24 protein-coding genes are annotated in these 22582 nt (G+C 32.4%); 22 read left to right on the forward strand and 2 right to left on the reverse strand.

Annotation, left to right across the window (positions count from 1 at the left end):
- Window positions 1-30 precede the first annotated feature (30 nt).
- Together BN2390_RS03695 and BN2390_RS03700 are read left to right on the forward strand one after the other, a co-directional pair.
- Complete coding sequence (locus BN2390_RS03695) at window positions 31-1695, forward strand: extracellular solute-binding protein (protein WP_053983002.1); 1665 nt, start codon at window positions 31-33, stop codon at window positions 1693-1695.
- Between the two features lie 10 nt (window positions 1696-1705).
- Window positions 1706-3058, forward strand: a complete 1353-nt coding sequence (locus BN2390_RS03700; RefSeq protein WP_053983003.1) for a sulfatase family protein — start codon at window positions 1706-1708, stop codon at window positions 3056-3058.
- Window positions 3059-3105: 47 nt separating this feature from the next.
- Here the strand turns inward: BN2390_RS03700 and BN2390_RS03705 are convergent, their stop codons facing one another.
- Window positions 3106-3837 carry a peptidoglycan recognition protein family protein gene (locus BN2390_RS03705; RefSeq protein ID WP_053983004.1) on the reverse strand — a complete coding sequence of 244 codons (732 nt, stop codon included), beginning with the start codon at window positions 3835-3837 and terminating at the stop codon, window positions 3106-3108.
- 185 nt (window positions 3838-4022) lie between these two features.
- Here BN2390_RS03705 and BN2390_RS03710 point away from each other — a divergent pair, with 185 nt between their 5' ends.
- Window positions 4023-4259: a hypothetical protein gene (locus BN2390_RS03710; protein WP_053983005.1), complete on the forward strand. Its 237-nt coding sequence runs from the start codon at window positions 4023-4025 to the stop codon at window positions 4257-4259.
- A 236-nt stretch (window positions 4260-4495) separates the two neighbouring features.
- Here the strand turns inward: BN2390_RS03710 and BN2390_RS03715 are convergent, their stop codons facing one another.
- Window positions 4496-5392 carry a chalcone isomerase family protein gene (locus BN2390_RS03715; RefSeq protein WP_053983006.1) on the reverse strand — a complete coding sequence of 299 codons (897 nt, stop codon included), beginning with the start codon at window positions 5390-5392 and terminating at the stop codon, window positions 4496-4498.
- Window positions 5393-5655: 263 nt separating this feature from the next.
- Here BN2390_RS03715 and BN2390_RS03720 point away from each other — a divergent pair, with 263 nt between their 5' ends.
- The 19 genes from BN2390_RS03720 to BN2390_RS03805 all read left to right on the forward strand — a co-directional run bounded on the left by BN2390_RS03720 (window position 5656) and on the right by BN2390_RS03805 (window position 22516).
- Entirely contained in the window at window positions 5656-6210 is a 555-nt protein-coding gene (locus BN2390_RS03720; RefSeq protein ID WP_053983007.1) for a sigma factor, read from the forward strand.
- Window positions 6211-6276: 66 nt separating this feature from the next.
- The gene (locus BN2390_RS03725; protein ID WP_053983008.1) at window positions 6277-6474 is read left to right on the forward strand and encodes a DUF1659 domain-containing protein; all 198 of its coding nucleotides are present in this window, start codon (window positions 6277-6279) and stop codon (window positions 6472-6474) included.
- Between the two features lie 98 nt (window positions 6475-6572).
- Window positions 6573-6803, forward strand: a complete 231-nt coding sequence (locus BN2390_RS03730) for a DUF2922 domain-containing protein (protein WP_053983009.1) — start codon at window positions 6573-6575, stop codon at window positions 6801-6803.
- Window positions 6804-6806: 3 nt separating this feature from the next.
- The gene (locus BN2390_RS21330) at window positions 6807-6956 is read left to right on the forward strand and encodes a YvrJ family protein (RefSeq protein WP_082238566.1); all 150 of its coding nucleotides are present in this window, start codon (window positions 6807-6809) and stop codon (window positions 6954-6956) included.
- 586 nt (window positions 6957-7542) lie between these two features.
- A complete protein-coding gene (locus BN2390_RS03735) occupies window positions 7543-8088 on the forward strand; it encodes a NeuD/PglB/VioB family sugar acetyltransferase (RefSeq protein ID WP_053983010.1) in 546 nt (181 codons plus the stop codon).
- 1 nt (window position 8089) lies between these two features.
- Window positions 8090-8719, forward strand: coding sequence for a sugar transferase (locus BN2390_RS03740; protein WP_053983011.1), 630 nt, complete (start codon window positions 8090-8092; stop codon window positions 8717-8719).
- Window positions 8720-8722: 3 nt separating this feature from the next.
- Window positions 8723-9586, forward strand: coding sequence for an NAD-dependent epimerase/dehydratase family protein (locus BN2390_RS03745; protein WP_053983012.1), 864 nt, complete (start codon window positions 8723-8725; stop codon window positions 9584-9586).
- Window positions 9587-9597: 11 nt separating this feature from the next.
- On the forward strand, window positions 9598-10368 hold the full coding sequence (locus BN2390_RS03750; protein ID WP_053983013.1) for a glycosyltransferase family 2 protein: 771 nt from the start codon (window positions 9598-9600) through the stop codon (window positions 10366-10368).
- Between the two features lie 64 nt (window positions 10369-10432).
- A complete protein-coding gene (locus BN2390_RS03755; protein ID WP_053983014.1) occupies window positions 10433-11668 on the forward strand; it encodes a glycosyltransferase in 1236 nt (411 codons plus the stop codon).
- Window positions 11665-12690 (forward strand): polysaccharide biosynthesis protein, encoded by a 1026-nt coding sequence (locus BN2390_RS03760; protein ID WP_334291883.1) that lies wholly within the window; start codon window positions 11665-11667, stop codon window positions 12688-12690. Before BN2390_RS03755 ends, BN2390_RS03760 begins: the two co-directional genes overlap by 4 nt.
- A complete protein-coding gene (locus BN2390_RS03765) occupies window positions 12690-13802 on the forward strand; it encodes a capsular polysaccharide biosynthesis protein CapF (protein WP_053983016.1) in 1113 nt (370 codons plus the stop codon). The genes BN2390_RS03760 and BN2390_RS03765 overlap by 1 nt, the downstream gene beginning before the upstream one ends.
- Window positions 13803-13805: 3 nt before the next feature.
- A complete protein-coding gene (gene wecB, locus BN2390_RS03770; protein WP_053983017.1) occupies window positions 13806-14930 on the forward strand; it encodes a non-hydrolyzing UDP-N-acetylglucosamine 2-epimerase in 1125 nt (374 codons plus the stop codon).
- A 42-nt stretch (window positions 14931-14972) separates the two neighbouring features.
- Window positions 14973-15998: an EpsG family protein gene (locus BN2390_RS03775; protein WP_053983018.1), complete on the forward strand. Its 1026-nt coding sequence runs from the start codon at window positions 14973-14975 to the stop codon at window positions 15996-15998.
- 17 nt (window positions 15999-16015) lie between these two features.
- Window positions 16016-17308 (forward strand): glycosyltransferase family 4 protein, encoded by a 1293-nt coding sequence (locus BN2390_RS03780; RefSeq protein WP_053983019.1) that lies wholly within the window; start codon window positions 16016-16018, stop codon window positions 17306-17308.
- Window positions 17305-18159, forward strand: coding sequence for a 6-hydroxymethylpterin diphosphokinase MptE-like protein (locus BN2390_RS03785; protein WP_053983020.1), 855 nt, complete (start codon window positions 17305-17307; stop codon window positions 18157-18159). Before BN2390_RS03780 ends, BN2390_RS03785 begins: the two co-directional genes overlap by 4 nt.
- A gap of 2 nt (window positions 18160-18161) precedes the next feature.
- Window positions 18162-19574 carry a lipopolysaccharide biosynthesis protein gene (locus BN2390_RS03790; RefSeq protein WP_053983021.1) on the forward strand — a complete coding sequence of 471 codons (1413 nt, stop codon included), beginning with the start codon at window positions 18162-18164 and terminating at the stop codon, window positions 19572-19574.
- A gap of 36 nt (window positions 19575-19610) precedes the next feature.
- Complete coding sequence (locus tag BN2390_RS03795) at window positions 19611-20282, forward strand: acylneuraminate cytidylyltransferase family protein (RefSeq protein WP_053983022.1); 672 nt, start codon at window positions 19611-19613, stop codon at window positions 20280-20282.
- A complete protein-coding gene (locus tag BN2390_RS03800; protein WP_053983023.1) occupies window positions 20272-21870 on the forward strand; it encodes an aldolase catalytic domain-containing protein in 1599 nt (532 codons plus the stop codon). The genes BN2390_RS03795 and BN2390_RS03800 overlap by 11 nt, the downstream gene beginning before the upstream one ends.
- The gene (locus BN2390_RS03805; RefSeq protein ID WP_053983024.1) at window positions 21860-22516 is read left to right on the forward strand and encodes an HAD-IA family hydrolase; all 657 of its coding nucleotides are present in this window, start codon (window positions 21860-21862) and stop codon (window positions 22514-22516) included. The genes BN2390_RS03800 and BN2390_RS03805 overlap by 11 nt, the downstream gene beginning before the upstream one ends.
- Window positions 22517-22582: the final 66 nt, after the last annotated feature.

Raw genomic sequence — 22582 nt, forward strand, 5'->3', positions numbered from 1 at the left:
TATATTTTATTAAAGAAAAGGGGAATAAAGATGAAAGTGAAGAAAATGTTATCTAAAGTTACAATGCTGATTATGGTAGGGATTTTATTAGTAGGTTGTACAGCCACAGGAGAAGGTGGGCAAAAGGCTGGTGGTAAAGACGGGGTAAAAGAAGTAACAGTAGAAACTAGTGAGGATGGTACGACAAGAGAGATGGAAGGCAACCTCTACTTAGAGGGATTACCTATTGTAAAGGAAAAAGAAACTTTCACCATAGCAGTTATAGGACACCCACTTGCTAAAGAGACATATGAAAATAAGCCAGCAGTTATTAAAGCACAAGAAGATACTAATATAGAAATTAAATGGATGGAGATTCCTTCTACAGGATGGCAAGAAAAAATCAACATTATGTTCGCATCAGGGCAGCTACCAGATGCTATTGCAACAGGTATTAGTGCCTCTTCTATTGTTAAGAACCTCCCACAACTTATACCAGTAGGAGATTATATTGATAGATATGCACCTCATGTATCAGAAGTCTATAATACCTACCCAGAAATTAAAACCATGTTAGAGCAAGAAGATGGCAAGATATACTCCTTTATGACCAATGCACATAGTGCACGTAATGATACAACATCAGGTGTGCTCTTCTTGAATAAACAATGGCTAGATAATTTAGGACTAGAGGTACCGACTACAGTTGAAGAGTACTATGAAGTACTCAAGGCTTTTAAAGAAAAAGATCCGAACGGTAATGGACTCAATGACGAAATACCTTTATCTTTCTGTCAACAGTTCTATGCTTCACAATTTAGTATGCTCCTAGGTTCATTTGGCATTAAAGATGGATCAGATCATATTATGATTGAAAATGGGAAGGTAGAGTTTGCACCTGCAAAGCCAGAGTACTATGAAGCACTCAAATACTACAATCAGTTAGCGAAAGAAGAACTACTAGATTTAGAGGGCTTTAGTCAAACCCAGCAACAGTATTATTCAAAGGGGCAACAAATGGTAGTTGGTTCATTCCTAGAATACCTTCCTTATTTTGCTGTAGGGGAACAAAATGATAGTCAGTACATCGCACTTCCACCGTTAAAGTCATCAGTAGCTGAACCACTTTGGGATGGACAAAAGGAGAAGTTTGCAGGATGGAGTGGTGGCTTTGTCATTACCAAAGCATGTAAAAATCCAGAGGCTTTAATCAGATGGTTTGACTATGTAAATAGTGACTTTTCTACCAAGATGGAATGGTACTTTGGAGAACGTAATGTCCTTTGGGATATGAACGATGAGACAGGAGAATATTGGTATCTTAACAACTTACCAGAAGGTGTAAGTAAGGGAGAATATAGATATTCAAAATCTTCAGGACCTCATGGCCCTATGTTTATCACTTTAGATGAGCTAGACAAATTCCAATTAAAAGATGATCCAAAAGGTGAGCAAAGGTCAAGTTATATTGATATGTTAGAGCCATACTTCCCAGAAGAAAATATGTTAACCCTCTTTGAAAGTTTAGAAGTAACAGAAGAAAAGGCTAACTTACAAGTAGAAATTGATAATTATATTAAAAGCTTTGTAGCACAGGCTGTGTTATCTGGTATAGATGATGCCAAGTGGCAAGAGCATCTTGATAAGTTGGAAAAGTTAAATGTAGGTCGCTACTTAGAATTACAACAAGCAAGCTATGACAGAATTAATAAATAGGAGGAAGGGTATGACAAAACCTAATTTAGTCTATGTTTTTTGCGATCAGTTTAGACGACAAGCAATAGGTTATATGAAGCAGGACCCAGTGATTACACCCCATTTAGATCGATTCGCCGAGGAAAGTGTGGTATTTAATCAAGCAGTAAGTAATTATCCTGTATGTAGTCCATACAGAGGTATACTTATGACAGGAATGTACCCTCATAAGAACAATATTTTTACCAACTGTACTTCAGTAAGTGCAGAACAAGGTTGCTATCTTCATGATGACCAAGTGTGTGTATCTGACATTTTAGCTCAAAATGGGTATGAGATGGGATACATAGGAAAGTGGCATTTAGATGCACCAAAAGCAGAGCAAAATGCATATACAGAAGGGGCTAGAGGAGATGGGTATATATGGGATGCCTACACGCCTCCAGGTAAGGGAAGACACGGATTTAATTTCTGGTATTCTTATGGCTGCTACGATTGGCATATGAAGCCTCACTACTGGATTAACGACGCTAGAATAGAAGAAAGAAAAGATGTGCAAGAATGGTCAGTCAAGCATGAAACACAAGTGGCTATAGATTATATTAACAATCAGGATAAACCTTTTGCACTGTTTGTATCTTTTAATCCGCCTCATACAGATTTTGATATGTTTCCACAAGAGTATTTGGACTATTATAAAGGCAAAGAAGCAGATGATCTACTCGTAAGACCCAATGTAAGACCTAATGAAGAAGCCATAAAACATGTGAAGAACTACTTTGCTTCGATTACAGGTATAGATGAGAACTTTGGCAAGCTTATGCAAGCCATAGAGGATAAGGGGATTAAAGACAATACGATTGTAATCTTTACTTCTGACCATGGTGAAATGATGGGAAGTCAAGGACGTATGCATAAAAACATCTGGTATGAAGAAGCTGTAGGTGTACCATTTTTAGTAAGATATCCAAGCCAATTTAAGCATCAAGATGTAGAAGCACAATTATCCACCATTGATATTTTTCCTACACTTCTCGGTGCAGTAGGACTAGAAAGCCAAATCCCAAAAGCTTGTGTAGGTCATAACTTTGCACCTAATATGCGTATGCAAGATTATACTGATGGGCCAGAGCATTCCATCTATTTTGTAGAGGATAAAGAGAGTGAAGGATATGGTAGAGGAATAAGAGATAACCGCTACACCTTTATCCTTTCATCAGCACAGAGTCAACAAGAATGTATCCTCTATGATAGACAAACAGATCCTTATCAAATGAAAAATATTGCACAAGAGCAAAAAGGAGTGACAGCTCATTACTTAAAGGTATTAAAAGATGCACTAAAGGCCATAGATGATCCTTTTGAAATCCATATACAAATGTAAAAAGAAGAGCAAGAACGTATACCATTCGTTCTTGCTCTTCTTTTAAGTTAAGGTGATAACACAGTTAGAATAGGGATATTGCGCGTTGTGTCATAAGTGACTTGGAGCATGTTACATTCTAGATCACGTAGTCTAATATAGTAGTTTCCCTTATAAATAAAGGCAGCTGCATCTACAAGTACATGATTTATCTCCAAGATAATAGATTCTGGTGCAGGAAGTACTGGAGGTGATAGGGGAAGAGGCGGTTGTGCCGGTGTATGGATGTAGACCTCCTTAATGATAGAGGTAACATCGGCCTTTAGTTTAGTAAAGTGGGCAGGATGATGAACGTAGAATTTAGGACAGACTTTGCCAGTGACATCATAGTGCCTGAGGATATCTGTAGCTGGGTCAAGAGTGTAAGCCATGCACAGCTTGGCAAGGAACTGGGTGAGTGCTTCATAGGTAGGTGTGTCAAACTGGCCTTCCCAGTCGGGGTGACAGACTTCTATGCCTAGACTATAGGTGTTGGCATTCTTGGCATGATAGGCTTGTTCCGTGTCGGGGATGCATTGGATAATCTCTCCTTCTAATCCCACTATGTAGTGGCTACTGGCATAGACACCACGGGTACCTTGCTTTAGGTTTTCAAAGTAATTCCTATTGGCAAGGGCAGACGAAGCAGGATTGGCCACCCAGTGGATGACCAGTTTCTTGACTTGCCGAAGGGGTAGACCGGGGCGACTATAAGGATTAGGGGTGAGTAGCTGAGATTGAATAGAAGGTTGTAGACTCAATAGATTTCATCTCCTTGTATGAATGGATTGATTGATAAAAAAGCTCGTTAAAAGCACAAGAAGCCACCCTAAGACAGTCTTTTCCTCCCTGTGCAGTGCACAAAGACTAGACTTAAGGTGGCTTCTTGTATGTGTGGCAAAGCTTACAACTTCTTTTAGACTTCCTAAGGATGTAGCTATTACAAATGGGGAATAACGGTAGCCGTTGGTGTAGTACTCTTGGACTTACCAGGTTACACGAGCGTCTAGATGGTGTGCCTGCAGTGAAAGGGATCCCTAATGGATGTATCATGCCAGGTGTCCAAGCTGACCTTGTGTACGCTGGATTTACCTCATACGTGACCGTGGGCATAGGTTGGTTGCCATTTGTAAGAAATACATATAAAGGCGGAAGCTGTTATGAAGTTAGAAGGAGCCAGTGACCTGTGGTTGCCACCACCTACAGGACTGGTGTCTAAGAAGAGAGAAACATTAAGCCGAGGGAGGAGGAGGCTTAAGTGACTCAGACTTCTTAGGAAGGTATCGTAGAGAGAAGGGGCCTAGGACTTGTCCCATTTGATACCCTATAAGGCTATTTGCTTTGCCTTATAATAATACATACGCCGCAGCCCATCTGAATTCGTCGTTATTTTTATAAAAAAATTGATTTAGTAAAAACTTATAAATCAGGAAGAGATGGATTGTGCAATCTTGCTAGGTGATTGGCTTCTAGTCTGGTACGTTCTTTGGCTTCTAGAAGTTCTAGGTCAAAGTGGTGCAGGTCCATACGATGAAAAGGTGTGTTGCGAGTAGCAGCAGGTCTAAAAGGTGTGGGACGTTTAAACGGGCGATACCCCCCACTTAGAATTTTGAAGAACTTCTGAGGGGCAAGGATCCACTCTAAGCAAGCTACCCAACGGCTAGAACCAAGCCTACCACAAAGAAAATCAGAACGCTCCACCTCTTTGAAGGCCTGTTCTAAAGTCTCACGTATATCTTGCCCCTTTTGCTCAAGTAGGTGGTAAAGGGCTTCAAGCTTCTGTTTGCATCTAGGGGTAAAATGTGTAGAGGCTGCTAGAGTAGGACAATAAGTCTTAAAGAGGGTGAGTACTTCTATGTAGTCTATCTTATTCTTTTCTTGTTCTTGAGAAGTAAGGGATTGTGTAGTTAAATCTCTAGAATACCCAGATGCAGAAAGTGGATTTGTAAGAAGTGTAGTTACAAGCTTTGTATTACGCACGTAATAAGTGAGCTTTTTCATACGATCATAATAAGACAAGTAGAGCTTACCCTCAAAAGGATCTTTACTCTCAAGAAAAGCCTTTTTAGATTTATACACCTTACCAATACGGCTAAAGGCACTGCGGAACTCCGCTTTGCTAAAGCCCATTTCTTCTACCCAGCTACTCCCCTTTTTATAAGCTTTATGGGCACAAGGCTCTAGAAATTTGTAGAAGCCATCCTTCTTGCTTCTTGTAAACCAATATTCTAGTTGACACATAAGTAGACTGGCTGTAACGCTTCCTGTAATTTGATTTAACTCTGGGCAATACTTCAGACATTTTTGCATTTTCATATCTATTCCTCCTAAATTCAGAAAGTGGATTTATAAGACCTTATACCTATACATACGCCACAGAGCGACAAAATTAGTCGGAAAAAGATATAAAAATTTTGGCAAAACAAAAATAAAATTGGCAAGTTTTAAAAATACAATTTTCGAAATAAATCATGAAATGGTAAGGTAGATATAAGCTGGTATGCTCCTAGCTTCCCATGGGCCAACTAAATACAGAAAAGGAGAGCAATGGTTCTACGTAGTACCTAGCAATGTAAACGATGAATTTACAAGAGATGGTAAAAATATGTAAAACTGATAAAAATGCTCAATGGTTACTCTGGGAAGAACTTAAACAATCACGTTATTATTGCTATCGTACACTCGCAAAATTCACTAATGATTATGATGATCTTGAACAAGAAGCGTACATCTTGTTTAGCAAAAGTCTAGAAAAGTACAGTGATGACAAACAGACTACTTTCAAAACCTATTATATTAAGAACTTAGTGAACTTGATTAAGACAGCCAATAGAACAGCCAGAAGAAGAGAAAGCCACGTAAACTTACTCCAACAAGACCAACTGTATTGCTTAGAAAATAAGATTACATCACTAGGAGACATGACTTCAGAAGAACACATTCTAGGGGAATTATATGTACAAAAGATTATGGATAAGCTTAGTCCATCCAATCAAAAATTATTGAAACAATTAATACAAGAAGATAAACGCATCATAGATATTAGTAGGGAGGAAGGGATCTCCTATACCAAGCTAGATAGTCAAAAAAGAAGACTAATCGAAAAAATTTTAAAAATAATCGACGAAAAATAGACAGATGCGGCGTATGTATATATATAAGCAACCGGTGCTTAAGACAAATACCAAGGAGGAATGCATATGGCAATCACACCCGTATTAGATGAAATCAAACTCTCACTCAAATTTACAAAAGGTTCTCAGACACTCTCACATTGCAATCCAGCAGCAACCAATGACCAACTTCATGCTTTAGGTAAGGCAGTTGCAAGCTTGAATGCAGAGAGTCTGGATACCATGATGAAGGTAGAAGAAACCAAGTTACTTCTACAAGGTTAATCTATAGATCCATCAGAGAAATACAACATAGGGGACACCGTAGTGAGCAGCTTAGTTGTACATACTTACTCTAAGGAAAATAAGGGGGCTACAATCCTATGGAAATTAAAAAGAGAAATTTAGTGCTCGTATTTGGTACACCAGTCAAGACAGAAGAGACCATCACTATCACAAACCCAGCAGAGACATTATCAGGTGCCGAGATCAAAAAGGCAATGACAGACATTATTGCAAGTAATGCACTAGGAGAGAACGTACAACCAGATCGCATCGTAGAAGCTAAATATGTGATTCAGCAAGTGGATACTGTAGAACTAGAAGAGGCGTAAAAGATGAATGAGTTGTTAAGTCAGATTGGTAACTTTGGCTTTCCCATCATTCTCTCTATGTATCTACTTGTAAGGATTGAAGGTAAGATTGAGACACTTTCGACTACCATTACACACCTTAGTAACGTTTTAGAAAAGCAAGAAGACAAGTAAAAGAGATTCCATTAACCCGGTTACACTTCCTACATGGAAGAGTAGCTGGGTTTTTGTTATGTGCAACGATGTATCTAGTTATGTAAATAAAACGACTATTTATGACAAAAATATAGAAATTCTCTACAATATGGATTAGAATAACAGGAGAAACAAAAAAATTTGACATATATACATATTGGGATATATTATAATATTAATATTAAAGCGAACAATAAATAATTATTATAGAGAAATGTAAGTAAATATTAAAAGGGGTGTCCTCATATCTACTGTAGAGACGAGGCCAATAAATATAAGGATATCTAAGCATATATGGGAAATATGATTAGATAGATATATAATAAATTAGGGGGATACACCACCATGAGGGAACAAGGGGAAATGATGCCGTTCAGCCAAATACATATAAAAGAATAGAACTTGCCTAACTTGTAGATGGAAAATACAAAGACAAAGAGGCAGGTTTATTGTTGTGTCCAAAAATAAATAGTATACATTTTATAGTTGTTTAATATTACTCATCAGAGATGAGTGGTAGATAAAGAGGTATAAAATGGATTAAACCAGTTTAGGAGGTGAAGGATTGAATAGAAGTTTGCTCATATTGGGAGCAGGAGGACATGGAAAGGTTGTACTGGATGTAGCTGAGTCTATGAAGTGTTATGAGGTAATTCACTTCTTAGATGATGGGAAAGAAGCTGGAGAAGAAGTCCTAGGACATCAAGTAGTTGGTAAGATTTCAGAATGCCATTTACATAGTAGGGATTATACAGATGCAATTGTTGCATTAGGGAATAATAAAGTAAGACTTGAACTGACCAAAAAGCTTCAAGTATTAGGTTATCACATACCTATACTCATTCATCCTACAAGTGTAGTAAGCCAGTACACAAATATAAAAGAAGGCACTGTAATCATGCCTCAAGCTGTTGTTAATGCAGATGCTAAGATTGGTACAGCTTGTATCATCAACACAGGTGCCATTATTGAACATGATTGTGAAGTAGGAGATGGTGCTCATATAGCTTACCGATCTGCCTTAGGTGGAGGGGCTAAAGTAGGACATGAAGTCTTAGTGGATATTGGAGTAGCTGTTGGTAGAAATGTTGAGATAAAGGGAGAGGAATAAGATGTATCCAAAAGTTAAAAGATTGTTAGATGTTGTATTAGCGGTATGTATTTTAATAGGTGCATGGCCATTTATGTTGATTGCGGCCATTGCTATTAAGATAGAGGATCCAAAGGGGCCTGTTATCTTTAAACAAACTCGTGTTGGGAAAGATAAGAAGCCATTTTGTATCTATAAGTTTAGAAGTATGTGGACAGAGACACCAGATGTGCCAACTCACTTACTTGATGATCCCAATCAATTCATCACTAAAGTAGGTAGATTTCTGAGAAAGACAAGTATTGATGAAGTACCTCAAGTATGGAATATCCTTAAAGGGGACATGAGCTTTGTAGGGCCAAGACCATCATTGTTTAGTCAAGAGGACTTGATTGAGGAAAGAGATAAGTTGAATGTACATAGTGTAAGACCAGGACTTACAGGGCTTGCACAAGTAAGTGGGAGAGATGAGTTACCTATTCCAGTTAAAGCTGCATATGATGGTGAGTACATTGAGAAGATGAGCTTTAAGTTAGATGTAAGCTTATTCTTTAGAACCTTCATAAGTGTAGCGAAGTCTGAAGGTGTAGTAGAAGGCAGAACTGGAAAGATTGAAGAGAAAATAGAAGTACAAGAAGAAATGGGGGCATAGGCCTTGAAAATATTAATAACAGGTAAGAATAGTTACATAGGAACAAGCTTTCAAAAGTGGACAGCAGAGCATAATCCAGAATGGAAAATAGATACAGTAGATACTAAAGGTGAAGAGTGGAAAAAGCTTAACTTCAATGGTTATGATACAGTGATTCATGTAGCGGGTATAGCTCATGTATCTACAGATCCTAAAATGGAAGAACTCTATTACAAGGTAAATAGAGACCTCGCACTTGAAGTAGCACATAAAGCTAAAACAGATGGGGCTAAACAAATCATCTTTATGAGTAGTATGATCCTTTATGGAGCAGATGAAGGTGTAGGTATCACAAATATTATTACAAGAGAAACAGAACCTAAAGCACTAAACTTCTATGGAGATAGTAAGTTGCAAGCAGACTTAGGAATACAAAAGTTAAATGATAAAAACTTCAAGACAGCTATTATCCGTACACCAATGGTATATGGACCAAATGGTAAAGGAAACTTCCCTAAATTAATTAAGTTAGCAAAGATTACTCCAATATTCCCTTCATTAGAGAATAAGAGAAGTATGATTTATATCGATAACCTTTGTGAGTTTATGAGACTTTTAGTAGAGAATCAATCAGAAGGAATCTTCTTCCCGCAGAATAGAGAGTATGTAAGGACGAGGGATATCGTGCAAGTAACTGCTAAATGTATGGGTAAGAAGGTATGGCTCATAGGATTAGGGAATCCATTTATTAGATTCTTTAGTAGGTATTTAGAGATTATCAATAAGGTGCTAGGAAACAAGATATATGACAAAAAGATATCAGATGACTTTGATTATAAGTACTGTGTTGTAGACTTTGAAGAGTCTATTAGAAGAAGTATAGGCTAAGGAGAATTATAATGGATAATAAAGATTTTGTTATGACAGAGCTAGTGTCAGTTATTACACCGGCGTATAATTGCGCTGAATATCTAGAAGAGTGTATTGAAAGTGTTATACAACAAACATACTCTAATTGGGAAATGATAATAGTTAACGATAAGTCTACTGATAGTACAAAAGAAATAGTAGAAAAATATGTAGCTAAGGATCCTAGGGTAAAACTTTATAATCAAGAAGTTAATGCAGGGGCAGCAGCTGCAAGAAATAAGGCAATTGAATTATCTAAGGGAAGGTTTATTGCTTTTTTAGATTCAGACGATAAGTGGAAACCACATAAATTAGAAAAGCAAATTCCTTTTATGTTAAGAAATAAGTATGGGTTTACATTTACTTCATATGAAATTATGAATGGTAATAAAAGAAACAAAAAGAAAATATTTAGAGCACCTAGTAAAATTACGTATAAACAATATTTGAAAAATACAATAATAGGTTGTTTAACGGTAGTTATGGATAAAAAAATATTAGGAGAAATCAAAGTAGAGGTAGGTCATTTAGAAGATGTACTAACATGGATGAAATATTTGAAAAGAGGATATATAGCATATGGTTTAGATGAAAATTTAGCAGAATATAGAGTAGTTCAAAATTCAGTATCTAGTAATAAAGTTAAAAATGCAAAAAGATATTATCTATGCTTAAAAAATGAACAGCAACTTTCGATATTAAATAGTATATATTGTCAAATTTGCTATATGTTTAATGCAATTAAAAAAAGAATATTTTAAATTTAATGTTCTTTTGGTTATAAAAACTGGTTTTTGATAGTTGAACTGTGATGGAGTGATTATAATGAAAGTTTTATTTTTAGGTGGAGTTTTTAATGAAAATATTGAAAAAGAAATATTAAAAAAATCAAAGGGAATAATTCATTATGCAGCTAATAAACTACAATGGAATTTAATTGATGGATTACTTCAAATAAATGACTTAGAATTAGAAATATTATCAGCCCCTTTTATAGGAGCTTTCCCAAAAGATTTTTCAGAGATTAAGTTTAGAGGAGAAAAAGGAATTTATAAAGATAAAGTAAATAGTAACTATGTAACTTTTAATAATATATGGGGATATAAAAATATTTCAAGAAAAATAAGTTTAATTAAAAGTTTAAAAAAATTTGCGCTAGAAAAGGAAAATAATAAAACTATTATAGTTTATTCTCCACATACACCCTTTTTACAAGCAGCAGTATATGCGAAAAAAATAGATCCATCAATTCATATATGCTTAGTGGTACCAGATCTACCTCAATTTATGAACTTAAATGAAAAGCGTTCACTTACTTATGACTTTTTGAAAAAGATAGATATTAATATTTTTGAAAAACATGTAAAAAATATAGATTCTTTTGTATTACTTACGGAAGCTATGAAAGATATGTTAAATATAGGTAAGAGACCATTTATTGTTGTTGAAGGTGTTGTTAATTTTGAAATTGATAAGAATAATAATGCTATTAAGGAAGTAAATCAGAAAGATGATTTTATGGCAGTAGTCTATACAGGTTCATTAAATAAGAAGTTTGGTGTTATAAATTTAGTTCAGGCTTTTAATAAAATAAATTTAGATAATGTTTATTTGAAATTGTGTGGAAGAGGGGATGCAGAAGATATTATTAAAGAATATGCATCTAAAAATGAGAGAATTAAGTTTTTAGGGCAATTATCCAATGAAGATGCAGTCAAATTACAAAATTTAGCGACAGTATTAGTAAACCCTAGACAAAATAATGAGGAGTTTACCAAGTATTCTTTTCCATCCAAAAATATGGAGTATTTATTAACTGGGAAACCAGTAATTGCATATAAACTAGATGGAATACCTGATGAGTATGATGATTATTTTTATTATGTGGATACTGATTCTATTGAATCACTTACTAATACTTTAGAGAAAGTACTTAATTTATCAGATATAGAAAGAAAGAATTTTGGTGATAAGGCAAGAAAATTTGTCATAAAAGAAAAAAATAGTTATAAAGCAAGTGAAAAAATAATTAAAATGATTCAAGAAAGTAGGAGTATATAGTCATGTTTAAGGGAAAAACTTTATTAATTACAGGTGGAACAGGATCATTTGGAAATGCAGTATTAGAAGGATTTTTAAATACAGGTATTGGTGAGATTCGTATTTTTTCAAGAGATGAGAAAAAACAAGATGATATGCGTAAGAAATACAAAAATGATAAAATTAAGTTCTTTATCGGGGATGTAAGAGATTTACATAGTATTAAAAATGCAATGTATGATGTAGATTTTGTATTCCATGCAGCAGCACTTAAACAAGTACCATCATGTGAATTCTTCCCCATGGAAGCAGTAAAGACAAATATTATTGGTACAGAAAATGTGCTTACAGCAGCTATTGAAGCAAGTGTTAAAAAGGTTATCTGCCTTTCAACAGATAAAGCAGCTTATCCAATAAATGCAATGGGTATTTCAAAAGCGATGATGGAAAAAGTTATTGTAGCAAAATCAAGAACAGTATCTCAAGATAAGACAATGATTTGTTGTACAAGATACGGAAATGTTATGGCATCACGTGGATCGGTTATTCCACTATTCATTGACCAAATTAAAGCAGGTAATCCAATCACTGTAACAGATCCAGAAATGACTCGTTTCCTTATGGATCTTAGAGAAGCAGTAGACTTAGTACTTCATGCTTTTGAACATGCGAATTCAGGAGATATTATGGTTCAAAAATCACCAGCAAGTACAGTAGGGGACTTAGCACAAGCTATCAAAGAAGTATTTGATGCAGATAATGAAATCAAAATCATTGGTACGCGTCATGGAGAGAAACTTTATGAAACGCTTATGACAAAAGAAGAATTCCTTCATGCAGAGGATATGGGTAACTACTACAGAGTGCCAGCAGATAAAAGAGATTTAAATTATGATAAGTACTTTGTAGAAGGGGATCAAAAACTATCTACTACAGAAGAGTATAACTCACACAACACACATAGATTAGATGTACCAGGTGTAAGAGAATTACTTTTAACTTTAGATATCGTACAAGAAGAGTTAAAAGGGTGGAATGAATAATGAAAAGATTATTAATTACAGGTTCAAATGGCTTTATAGGCAAAAATCTTGTTGCTGAGCTTAAGACAAGACAAGACTATGAATTACTTACATATGATATAGAAAATAGCATAGAAGATTTAGAAAGGTTTTTAATTAAAGCAGATTTTATTATTCATCTAGCAGGTGTGAATAGACCAAAGGACGATAAGGAATTTGCAGAAGGTAATAAAGGTCTTACAGAGCAGATCATTGAGTTACTTAAGAAGCATAACAAAAGAACGCCTATCCTACTTTCATCATCTATTCAAGCAGATAGAGATAATCCATATGGAGTAAGCAAATTAGGTTCAGAAATTGCTATTAAAGAATGGATGGACTACACAGGTGTAACAAGTTATATCTATCGACTACCAAATGCTTTTGGTAAGTGGTGTAGACCAAACTATAATAGTGTGGTAGCTACATTCTGTCATAATATTGCACATGATTTACCAATCCAAGTGAACGATCCAAGCGTAGTGATTAACTTAGTATACATTGATGATATTGTTAATGAATTTATTACGGCAGTAGAAGGGCGGGCTAATGTACAAGGTGAGTATTGTTACGTAGAGCCAGTACACCCATTAGAGCTTGGTAAGATTGTAGAACTTATTTATTCATTCAAAGAAAGTAGAGAAAACTTAAGTGTAGCAGATATGTCAGATGCTATTACCAAGAAGTTATATAGTACATACTTAAGTTACTTACCAGAAGATCAATTTAGCTATCCAATTAAAATGAATGTAGACAATAGAGGCTCATTCACAGAAATTCTTCGTACAGTAGATAGAGGACAATTCTCTGTGAATATTTCTAAACCAGGAATCACTAAGGGCAATCACTGGCATCATACAAAAACTGAAAAGTTTGTAGTAGTAAGTGGAGAAGGCCTGATTCAGTTTAGAAAAATAGGAACAGATGACATTATAGAGTATCACGTAAGTGGAGATAAGATAGAAGTAGTAGATATTCCAACAGGATACACACATAACATTATAAATAAAGGAACAACTGATTTAGTAACCTTTATGTGGTGTAATGAATGTTTCAAGCCAGAGGAACCAGATACATACTTTGAGGAGGTTTAAGAGATGAAAAAGTTAAAAGTAATGACAATAGTAGGAACAAGACCAGAGATTATTAGATTATCAGCAACAATTAAAGCTTGTGATAAATACTTTGACCATATATTAGTACACACAGGGCAAAACTGGGATTACACACTTAATCAAGTATTCTTTGAAGATTTAGAGCTTAGAGAGCCGGACTATTACTTAGAGAGTGTAGGGAAAGACTTAGGAGAAACAATGGGGACTATCATTGCTAAGTCATTTGAACTTATGCAGCAAGTAAAGCCAGATGCAGTTCTTTTGTTAGGAGACACTAACTCAGCTTTATCAGCAATTTCAGCTAAAAGGCTGAAAGTACCTATATTCCACATGGAAGCAGGCAATAGATGTTGGGATTGGAATGTATCAGAAATGATTAACCGTAAGATTGTAGACCATATCTCAGATATCAACCTTCCTTATACAGAGCATTCAAGAAGATATCTGATGTCAGAAGGTATTGATGGTAAGACAATCTTTGTAACAGGATCGCCTATGCAAGAGGTACTTAGAGATCATATGCCAAATATTAAACAAAGTGATGTATTAGAAAGACTGGGATTAGAACAAGGAAAGTACATCTTAGTATCAGCTCATAGAGAAGAAAACATTGATAATGAAGAAAACTTTATGTCTCTTATGACTTCTATTAATAATATTGCAGAGAAGTACCAAATGCCAGTAATTTACTCTACACATCCAAGAAGTAGAAAGTTTATTGAAGTTAGAAAGTTTGAATTCAATCCGTTAGTACAAACACTTAAACCGTTTGGATTCTTGGACTATAATCAACTTCAAATGAATAGCTATTGTGTACTTTCAGATAGTGGAACATTATCAGAAGAAAGTGCAATGCTTGGATTCCCAGGAGTGCTTATTCGTACATCTACAGAGAGACCAGAAGTACTTGATAAAGGAACTGTTGTCGTTGGTGGTATCAAAGGGAATGATGTAGAACAGGCTATGGAATTAGCAGTAGCTATGCAAGATAATAAAGAAGAAACTGTATTACCACATGATTATTTAGATACAAATGTGTCTGTAAAAGTAGTTAAATTAATTCAGAGTTATACTCATATTGTGAATAAAACGGTATGGGGGAAGTAATGTGGAAGAGCTATATTTATTAAAACTAAAGGAGGAAGTAAGATGGTACATATGATATTAGCAACAGCATTACTTTTTAGCTTTCCAGATAAACAGAAAAGAGTTCCTTATCATATGATATCTTTTACTATTTTATATTTATTTTTAGCACTAAGATATAATTATGGGAATGACTATATAACTTACTATAATATGCATACAGCTATGAATAGTGGATTAGGGGGATGGGGATCAAATGATATACTTTTTAAGGGGCTAAATCTATTACTACCTAACTTTTATTTATTTATAGCTATTATTAGTTTATTTTATATAGTAGTTATATACTTATTTATGAAGTATGCAAATAGAGGAAATAGCTACTTATTTAGTGTATTAATTTGGTTGATAAACCCATATCTATTCTTGGTTCATTTATCTACTATAAGACAAACTATTGCGATATGTTTTTTTATAATAGCTACTAAATATATAGTTGAAAAAAAATGTTTTAAGTATTATTTAAGTATCTTAATAGCTATGGGATTTCATAAAAGTGCAATTATATTATTACCTATATATTTTATTATAAATGATTCTAAGATAAAAAGAAAAAATACTATGATAATATATGGAATACTAGCTATACTTATAGCAACACCTATTTTGGATATAATTATTTATACTGTATTAGAATACTTCCCTGCACATTATAAGGTTTATTTTGAGCAAGGATTGAAAAATTCTTTTAGAGCTACAGTATTATCCAGTTTTTACTTTTTTATTATACTTTTAAATATAAATAAGCTCGAATATAGAGACATGATTTATGCAAAGCTTTCACTAATTGCAACTATCATATCCATATTATGTTTCAAACTATCAATGTTAACAAGAATAGGTATGTATTTTGATGTTTTTCTAATAGTTACTATTCCCGCTGTATTTAAAACTATAAAAACTAAGTTATATAGACAAATACTTTTTTTAATCATGATAGGAATTTATATTTTGAGATATACATCATTTTTTATAAATCCTATATGGCATGAGGCATATTCAAGTTATACTACACTGTTTGGAAGATAGTTCATAGGAGGATATACATGAAAGTAATATGGATGATCAATATACCTTTACCAGAGGCGAGTTTATTAATGAACGAGTCCCCACTACCTATTGGAGGATGGTTAATAAATGCCTCTCAAGACTTAGCTGCAAAAGCAGGATGTGATTTACATATCATATTTCCACAAAAAGGAATTAAAGAAACTTTAAAATTAGAGGGTTCTTTAATAAAATATTACGCAATAAGTTTAGTAAATACTAAAAAGATGATAGATAATAATAGCCAATTAGATGAAATAGTGGCTGACATTAACCCAGATATTATACATATCTATGGGACAGAGATGAATCATAGTCTCGCGATGATAAATGTAGCAAATAAAAGAAATATCAATACAGTCATATCTATACAAGGATTAGTTTCTATTTATGAAAAACATATGTATGCAAATTTGCCTAATAGAGTTATATTTGGAAACACAATCAGAAATATTTTAAATAGAGATAGTGTAAGACAATTAAGAAAAAAATTTATATATAGAGGAAAAAATGAAATTAAGGCACTAAAAGGTACTGAAAATATTATTGGGCGTACAAGTTGGGATAGAGCTTGTACATCTCAGATTAATCCAATGGCAAGATATCATTTTTGCAATGAAACTTTAAGAGAGAGCTTCTATCAATATGAGTGGAAATACAATCAAATTGAAGAGTTCTCTATATTCTTAAGCCAAGCGGATTATCCAATAAAAGGCCTACACTATGTAATAGAAGCTATGTGCTATGTAGTTAAACAATTTCCACAAACTAAATTATATATAAGTGGAAAAAATATTACTAAGGCAGATACCTTAAAAGATAAGCTTTTGATGACGGCATATGGAAAATATATAAGTAAATTGATTAAAAATTATAAATTAGAAAATAATATAACATTTCTAGGATATTTAGATGAAAAAGAGATGTGTGAAAGATATCTAAAATCAAATTTATTTATTTGCCCTTCATCCATAGAAAATAGTCCAAATTCATTAGGAGAGGCAATGATTTTAGGTGTTCCTTGTATAGCATCTAATGTAGGGGGAGTAATGGACATGATGCAACATAAAGAAGAAGGATTTATATATCAAGGGGATGCACCCTATATGCTAGCTTATTATATTTGTGAGGTATTTAAAGACAAGGATATGCAAGTAAGAATTTCAGAGAAAGCAAAAAAGCATGCTAGAGATACTCATAACAAAACTAAGAATACCAATAGATTAATAGAAATTTACACTGAAATAATAGAAGATAAATATCAAAATTGCAAGGAGGAAGTAGTGAAATGAAAATTAAAAGTATTATGAGGAGGGTAGTTATTACACCTATTTATAATTTTTTTGTTTGTGATATATTGGGAGAAATTAAAGATAGGGGAATATGGAGGAGTCAAAATGATCAAGAATTAAGTCTACTAAAAAATAAACACAATAATGAAAGATGCTTTATTATAGGAAGTGGACCAAGTCTTAGAATAGAAGATTTAGATATATTATATGAAAAAAAAGAAAAAACAATAAGTTGTAATAGGATGTACCAAGCATTTAATTTGACTAAGTGGAGACCAGATTATATGTGTATTGTAGATGAACCTTTGATGAAAAAAATTTATAAAGATTTATTGTCAAGTGATATAAGTATTGTATTAACTACAAAGCAAATAAAAAAGTATATATCAAGTAAATTTAATGGGAAATTACCTAAAAAGGTATTAGGTACAACACTAAAATGTAATTTTACATATCCTTTTAAAAGAAAATTTTCTGGAAATGCACTTAAGTATACTTATCCAGCAAGAACAGTAGCTACCTATATGATAGAGATGGCAGTATATATGGGATTTAAAGAAATATATTTAATAGGAATTGATTGTAATTATGCTATGACAAAAACAAAAGATGGAAAAATAGTAGAACAAGTGGGACAGAAAAACTATTTTTTAGATAGTTATGCAGAACAAAAAAGTATAGATATATATAATGATCATAACTATATTTTTCCAGATTTTGAAGCTGCTAAAAAATATGCAAATGCACATAAAATAAAAATATATAATGCTACTAGAGGAGGGAAATTAGAAATATTTGATAGAATATGTTTGGATAAAATATTTGAAAATAGTAGTATTAATGGAGAATAAATATGCTTAAAAATAAATTATCGTCTCCTATAAAAGCATCCTTGTGGTTCATGATAGCTAATTTTATACAAAGTGCTATTGGAATACTTACTACTCCTATATTTACAAGAATTTTAAGTGAGCAAGAATATGGAAAAATAAGTATATATCAATCTTGGTTAACATTATTAACTGTTATATTAACACTATCTATAGCTAGTAGTACTTATAATAAAGGAATGATTGATTTTAAAAATAACATAAAAGAATATACGAGTTCTTTATTAATATTAACAACTTTATCAACAATAATATTTTATGTAGTATATAGAGTATTCCAGCACCCTATTCAACAAATAATCCAGTTACCTCCACAGATTATAGATTTATTATTTATTGTGATACTTCTTTCGCCGGCAATGTCATTTTGGACAATGCAAGAAAGATTTAATTATAAATATAAATTATGTACTGTACTAGTAATTTTTACAGCTTTTTTTAATGCTTTATTAGGATATATTGGAGTATGTTTGTATCCTCAAGAAAAATATATGAGCAAAATAATTTTTTCTAGCATAGTACCACTTATAATTAATTTGATCATATATATTTATATAATTTTTCAAGGAAAATTTAAAGTTAAAATTAAATATTGGATATATGCAATTAAATTTTCTCTACCATTGATACCTCATTATATATCGAGTACTATACTAAATCAAGCAGATAGAATAATGATAGCTAATATAATAGGACTAGATAAAGCAGGTATTTATAGTATTGGTTATTCAGCAGCAAGTATAATGTCTATGATAGGGTCAGCTATTAATTCTTCCTATATGCCAATGACGTTAAAATGTATGGAACATAGAAATTGTGAAAAAATTAAAAAAACTTCCAATATAATTATTAAATTGTACATAATCATATCTATTTTATTTATATGTGCTACCCCAGAGGCTGTTTATATATTAGCTCCTCCAGAGTATAGGGAGGCAATATGGATTATACCACCTGTTGTAATAGGGATTTATTTTACATTTATATATATGTTATTTGCTAATATAGAATTTTATTACAAAAAAACAACATTTATTATGTTAGGTAGTTTAACAGCGGCTTTAATTAATATTTTTACTAATCTTATTTTTATAAATATATTTGGGTATGTCGCAGCTGCTTATACTACTCTAGGGGGGTATCTAATATTGGCTATAATGCATTATTTATTTATGAAAAGAATACAAGAAGAAGAGATATATGATATAAGATATATTATTAAATTGTCACTAATATTTGTGGGAGCAACATTTTTAATTATGTTATTTTTTAATAATTTGATTATTAGAATTATAATTGTCTTAGTGATAATTATAGTGTTAATGATAAATATCAAAAATATAAAGAAAGAAATAAATAGTATTATTTATAAATAATAAATTTAAATTAAAAATAGATGAAAGGATAAAATAATGAAAACAGTTGCAGTGGTACCTATGAAACTGAATAATGAACGTCTTCCCAATAAGAATACAAAGGCTTTTCATAATGGAAAGCCATTATGTCATTATATATTGAGTACTTTACTAGAGGTAAAAGGGATAGATGAAGTATATGTTTATTGTAGCAATGCTAAAATTAAGAAATATATTCCAAATGGGGTAAAATATTTAAGTCGCAAACAAAGTTTAGACACAGCATCAACTAAAATGAATGAAGTATTGAAATGTTTTGCACAAGATGTAGATGCAGATATTTATCTAATGACGCATGCAACTTCACCCTTTATTGCTTCTAAAAGTATAGAAATAGCATTAGAACTAGTTAAAACAGGAAAGTACGATTCAGCATTAGCGGTTCAAAGAATACAAGAATTTATATGGAAAGATAATAGACCTTTTAATTATGATTTAGCGAACATACCGAGAACTCAAGATTTAGAAAGTTTGTATAGTGAAACAAGTGGTTTTTATATATATAATAAAGAAATTATCCTAGAACATAATAGAAGAATTGGGTTTAAACCTTATCTAAAAGAAGTGTCTAAGATAGAAGCTGTAGATATTGATGAGCCGGAAGATTTTCAAATAGCTAATGCTATATATCAAATGATGCATAAGAAAGAGGTACGAGATGAGAATTAAACTATTAGATTGTACTTTAAGAGATGGAGGATATGTGAATAACTGGAATTTTGGAAAGAAGAATATAAAGACTGTTATTTCAAAACTATCTAGTGCCGGTATAGAAATTATAGAATGTGGATTTTTGAGTAATAAGAATAATTGGACTAAAGATCAAAGTCAGTTTAATACTATTAAAGAGATGGAAGAATATATTCTTACTCCAAAGAAAGATACTATGTATGTAGGAATGATTAACCTAGGTGAATATGGCATAGAAGATATTCCGTCTTATAAAGGAGGAATGATTTCTGGAATTCGTATTGTATTTCATCAACACCAAGTAAATAGTGCTATTGATTATGCTAAAGAAATCAAAGATAAGGGGTATAGAGTTTTTATACAACCTATGGCCACAATTAATTACTCTGATCAAGAGTTATTAGAATTAGTAAATCAAGTAAATGATATCAATCCATATGCTTTTTATATTGTAGATAGTTTTGGAGTGATGAAACAAAATGATTTAACAAGAATGTTTTATCTTTTGGACAATAATTTGAATAATGAGATATCTATAGGATATCACGCACATAACAATCTACAGCTAGCATATTCTAATGCTCAATCTTTAATCAGTATACATACTCACAGAAATATTATTATCGATTCATCTGTATTTGGCATGGGAAGAGGAGCAGGTAATCTAAATACAGAATTATTCACTAGTTATTTAAATGATGCAGTGGGTAAAACATATGTTATTAATCCATTACTACAAATAATAGATGATATCCTTAATACAATTTATGCAGAAAATTATTGGGGGTACTCTTTAGCACATTATTTATCTGCAAAATTTAATTGTCACCCTAATTATGCAACATATTTAGATGATAAAAATTGTCTAATGATTAATGAGATGAGTGATATATTAAAAAGAATTGATATTGAAAAGAGGAACACTTTTGATAAAAATTATATAGAAGAAATTTATATAGAATATCAAAATAATAATGTTGATGATACAAAGATTTTAGAATACTTAGAAGAGGTTGTATATAACAAAGAGATACTTATTATTGCTCCAGGAAAAAGTTTAGAAATATATCAAGAGCAAATAGCATCATATGTTCATGCCTATAATCCAGTAATATTTAGTGTGAATTTTAATCCATCAGAAATAGACGTGGACTATATATTTGTAAGTAATTCAAAACGTTATCATCAATTAGAAGAAGCAAATATAGTTGGTAAAAACAATATCATAAAAACCTCTAATATTAAATTAGATGGAGGAAATAGTTATGTTGTAAATTATAATTCATTATTAAATGAGTTTGAAGCAGTAGAGAGTAATGCGACACTATTATTAATTAAATTATTAATTAATTGTAGTGCAAGAAGAGTAACATTTGCCGGATTTGATGGATATTCATTAGAAACAGCAGAAAATTATACTAATGCAAGTTTAAAATTACCTGCAAAACAGGAGAATATTAAGCAACTTAATAAAAATATTAAATTAGCTTTAGATTACTATTCTGATGAAATAGAGATGAAGTTCATTACACCAACTAGATATGGAGTAGGAACTAATGAAGTATAAAAATATTATATTTGATTTAGATGGAACATTATTAAATACATCACAAGGGATATTCAATTCAGTTAATAGCTCACTAGAAAAATTAGGGTATGATAAACTTGATGAAGAAGTGCTAAGTAGGTTTGTGGGGCCACCTGTATACGATTCTTTTATGGACATATGTAAAATGAATAGTATATTAGCTGAAAAGGCTACTAATATGTATAGAGAAACATACTGGCAGATAGGTATGTATGAAGCAACACTATATGAAGGTATTGAAAATCTATTACAAAATCTTAAGAAAAGAGGATGTAAGTTAACTGTTGCAACACTTAAAAGAGAGGATCAAGCAATTGCAATTCTAAAGCAATTTAATCTTTTAGAATATTTTGACACAGTACATGGGGCCAATGAAGCTGGTACATTAAAAAAACATGATTTAATTAAAATTGCATGTGAGAGTGTAAATATATCAGTAGATGAGTCTGTTATGATTGGAGATACATTGCATGATGCAAAAGGTGCAGAAATAGTGGGGGTAGATTTTATAGCAGTAACATATGGATTTGGATTCAAAGGTAATCAAGAGATTGGTAGCTGCAAAAATGTACTAGCAACGAATCAAATAAAAGATATACAATATTTTTTAGGTAAAATGAATTAGTAATATAAATATTATATGACATTATGCTAACTAGTATTTATAAATTTATTTAATAAGGTAGTATTA

Source organism: Niameybacter massiliensis (genome assembly GCF_001282685.1).
GTDB lineage: Bacteria > Bacillota > Clostridia > Lachnospirales > Cellulosilyticaceae > Holtiella > Holtiella tumoricola.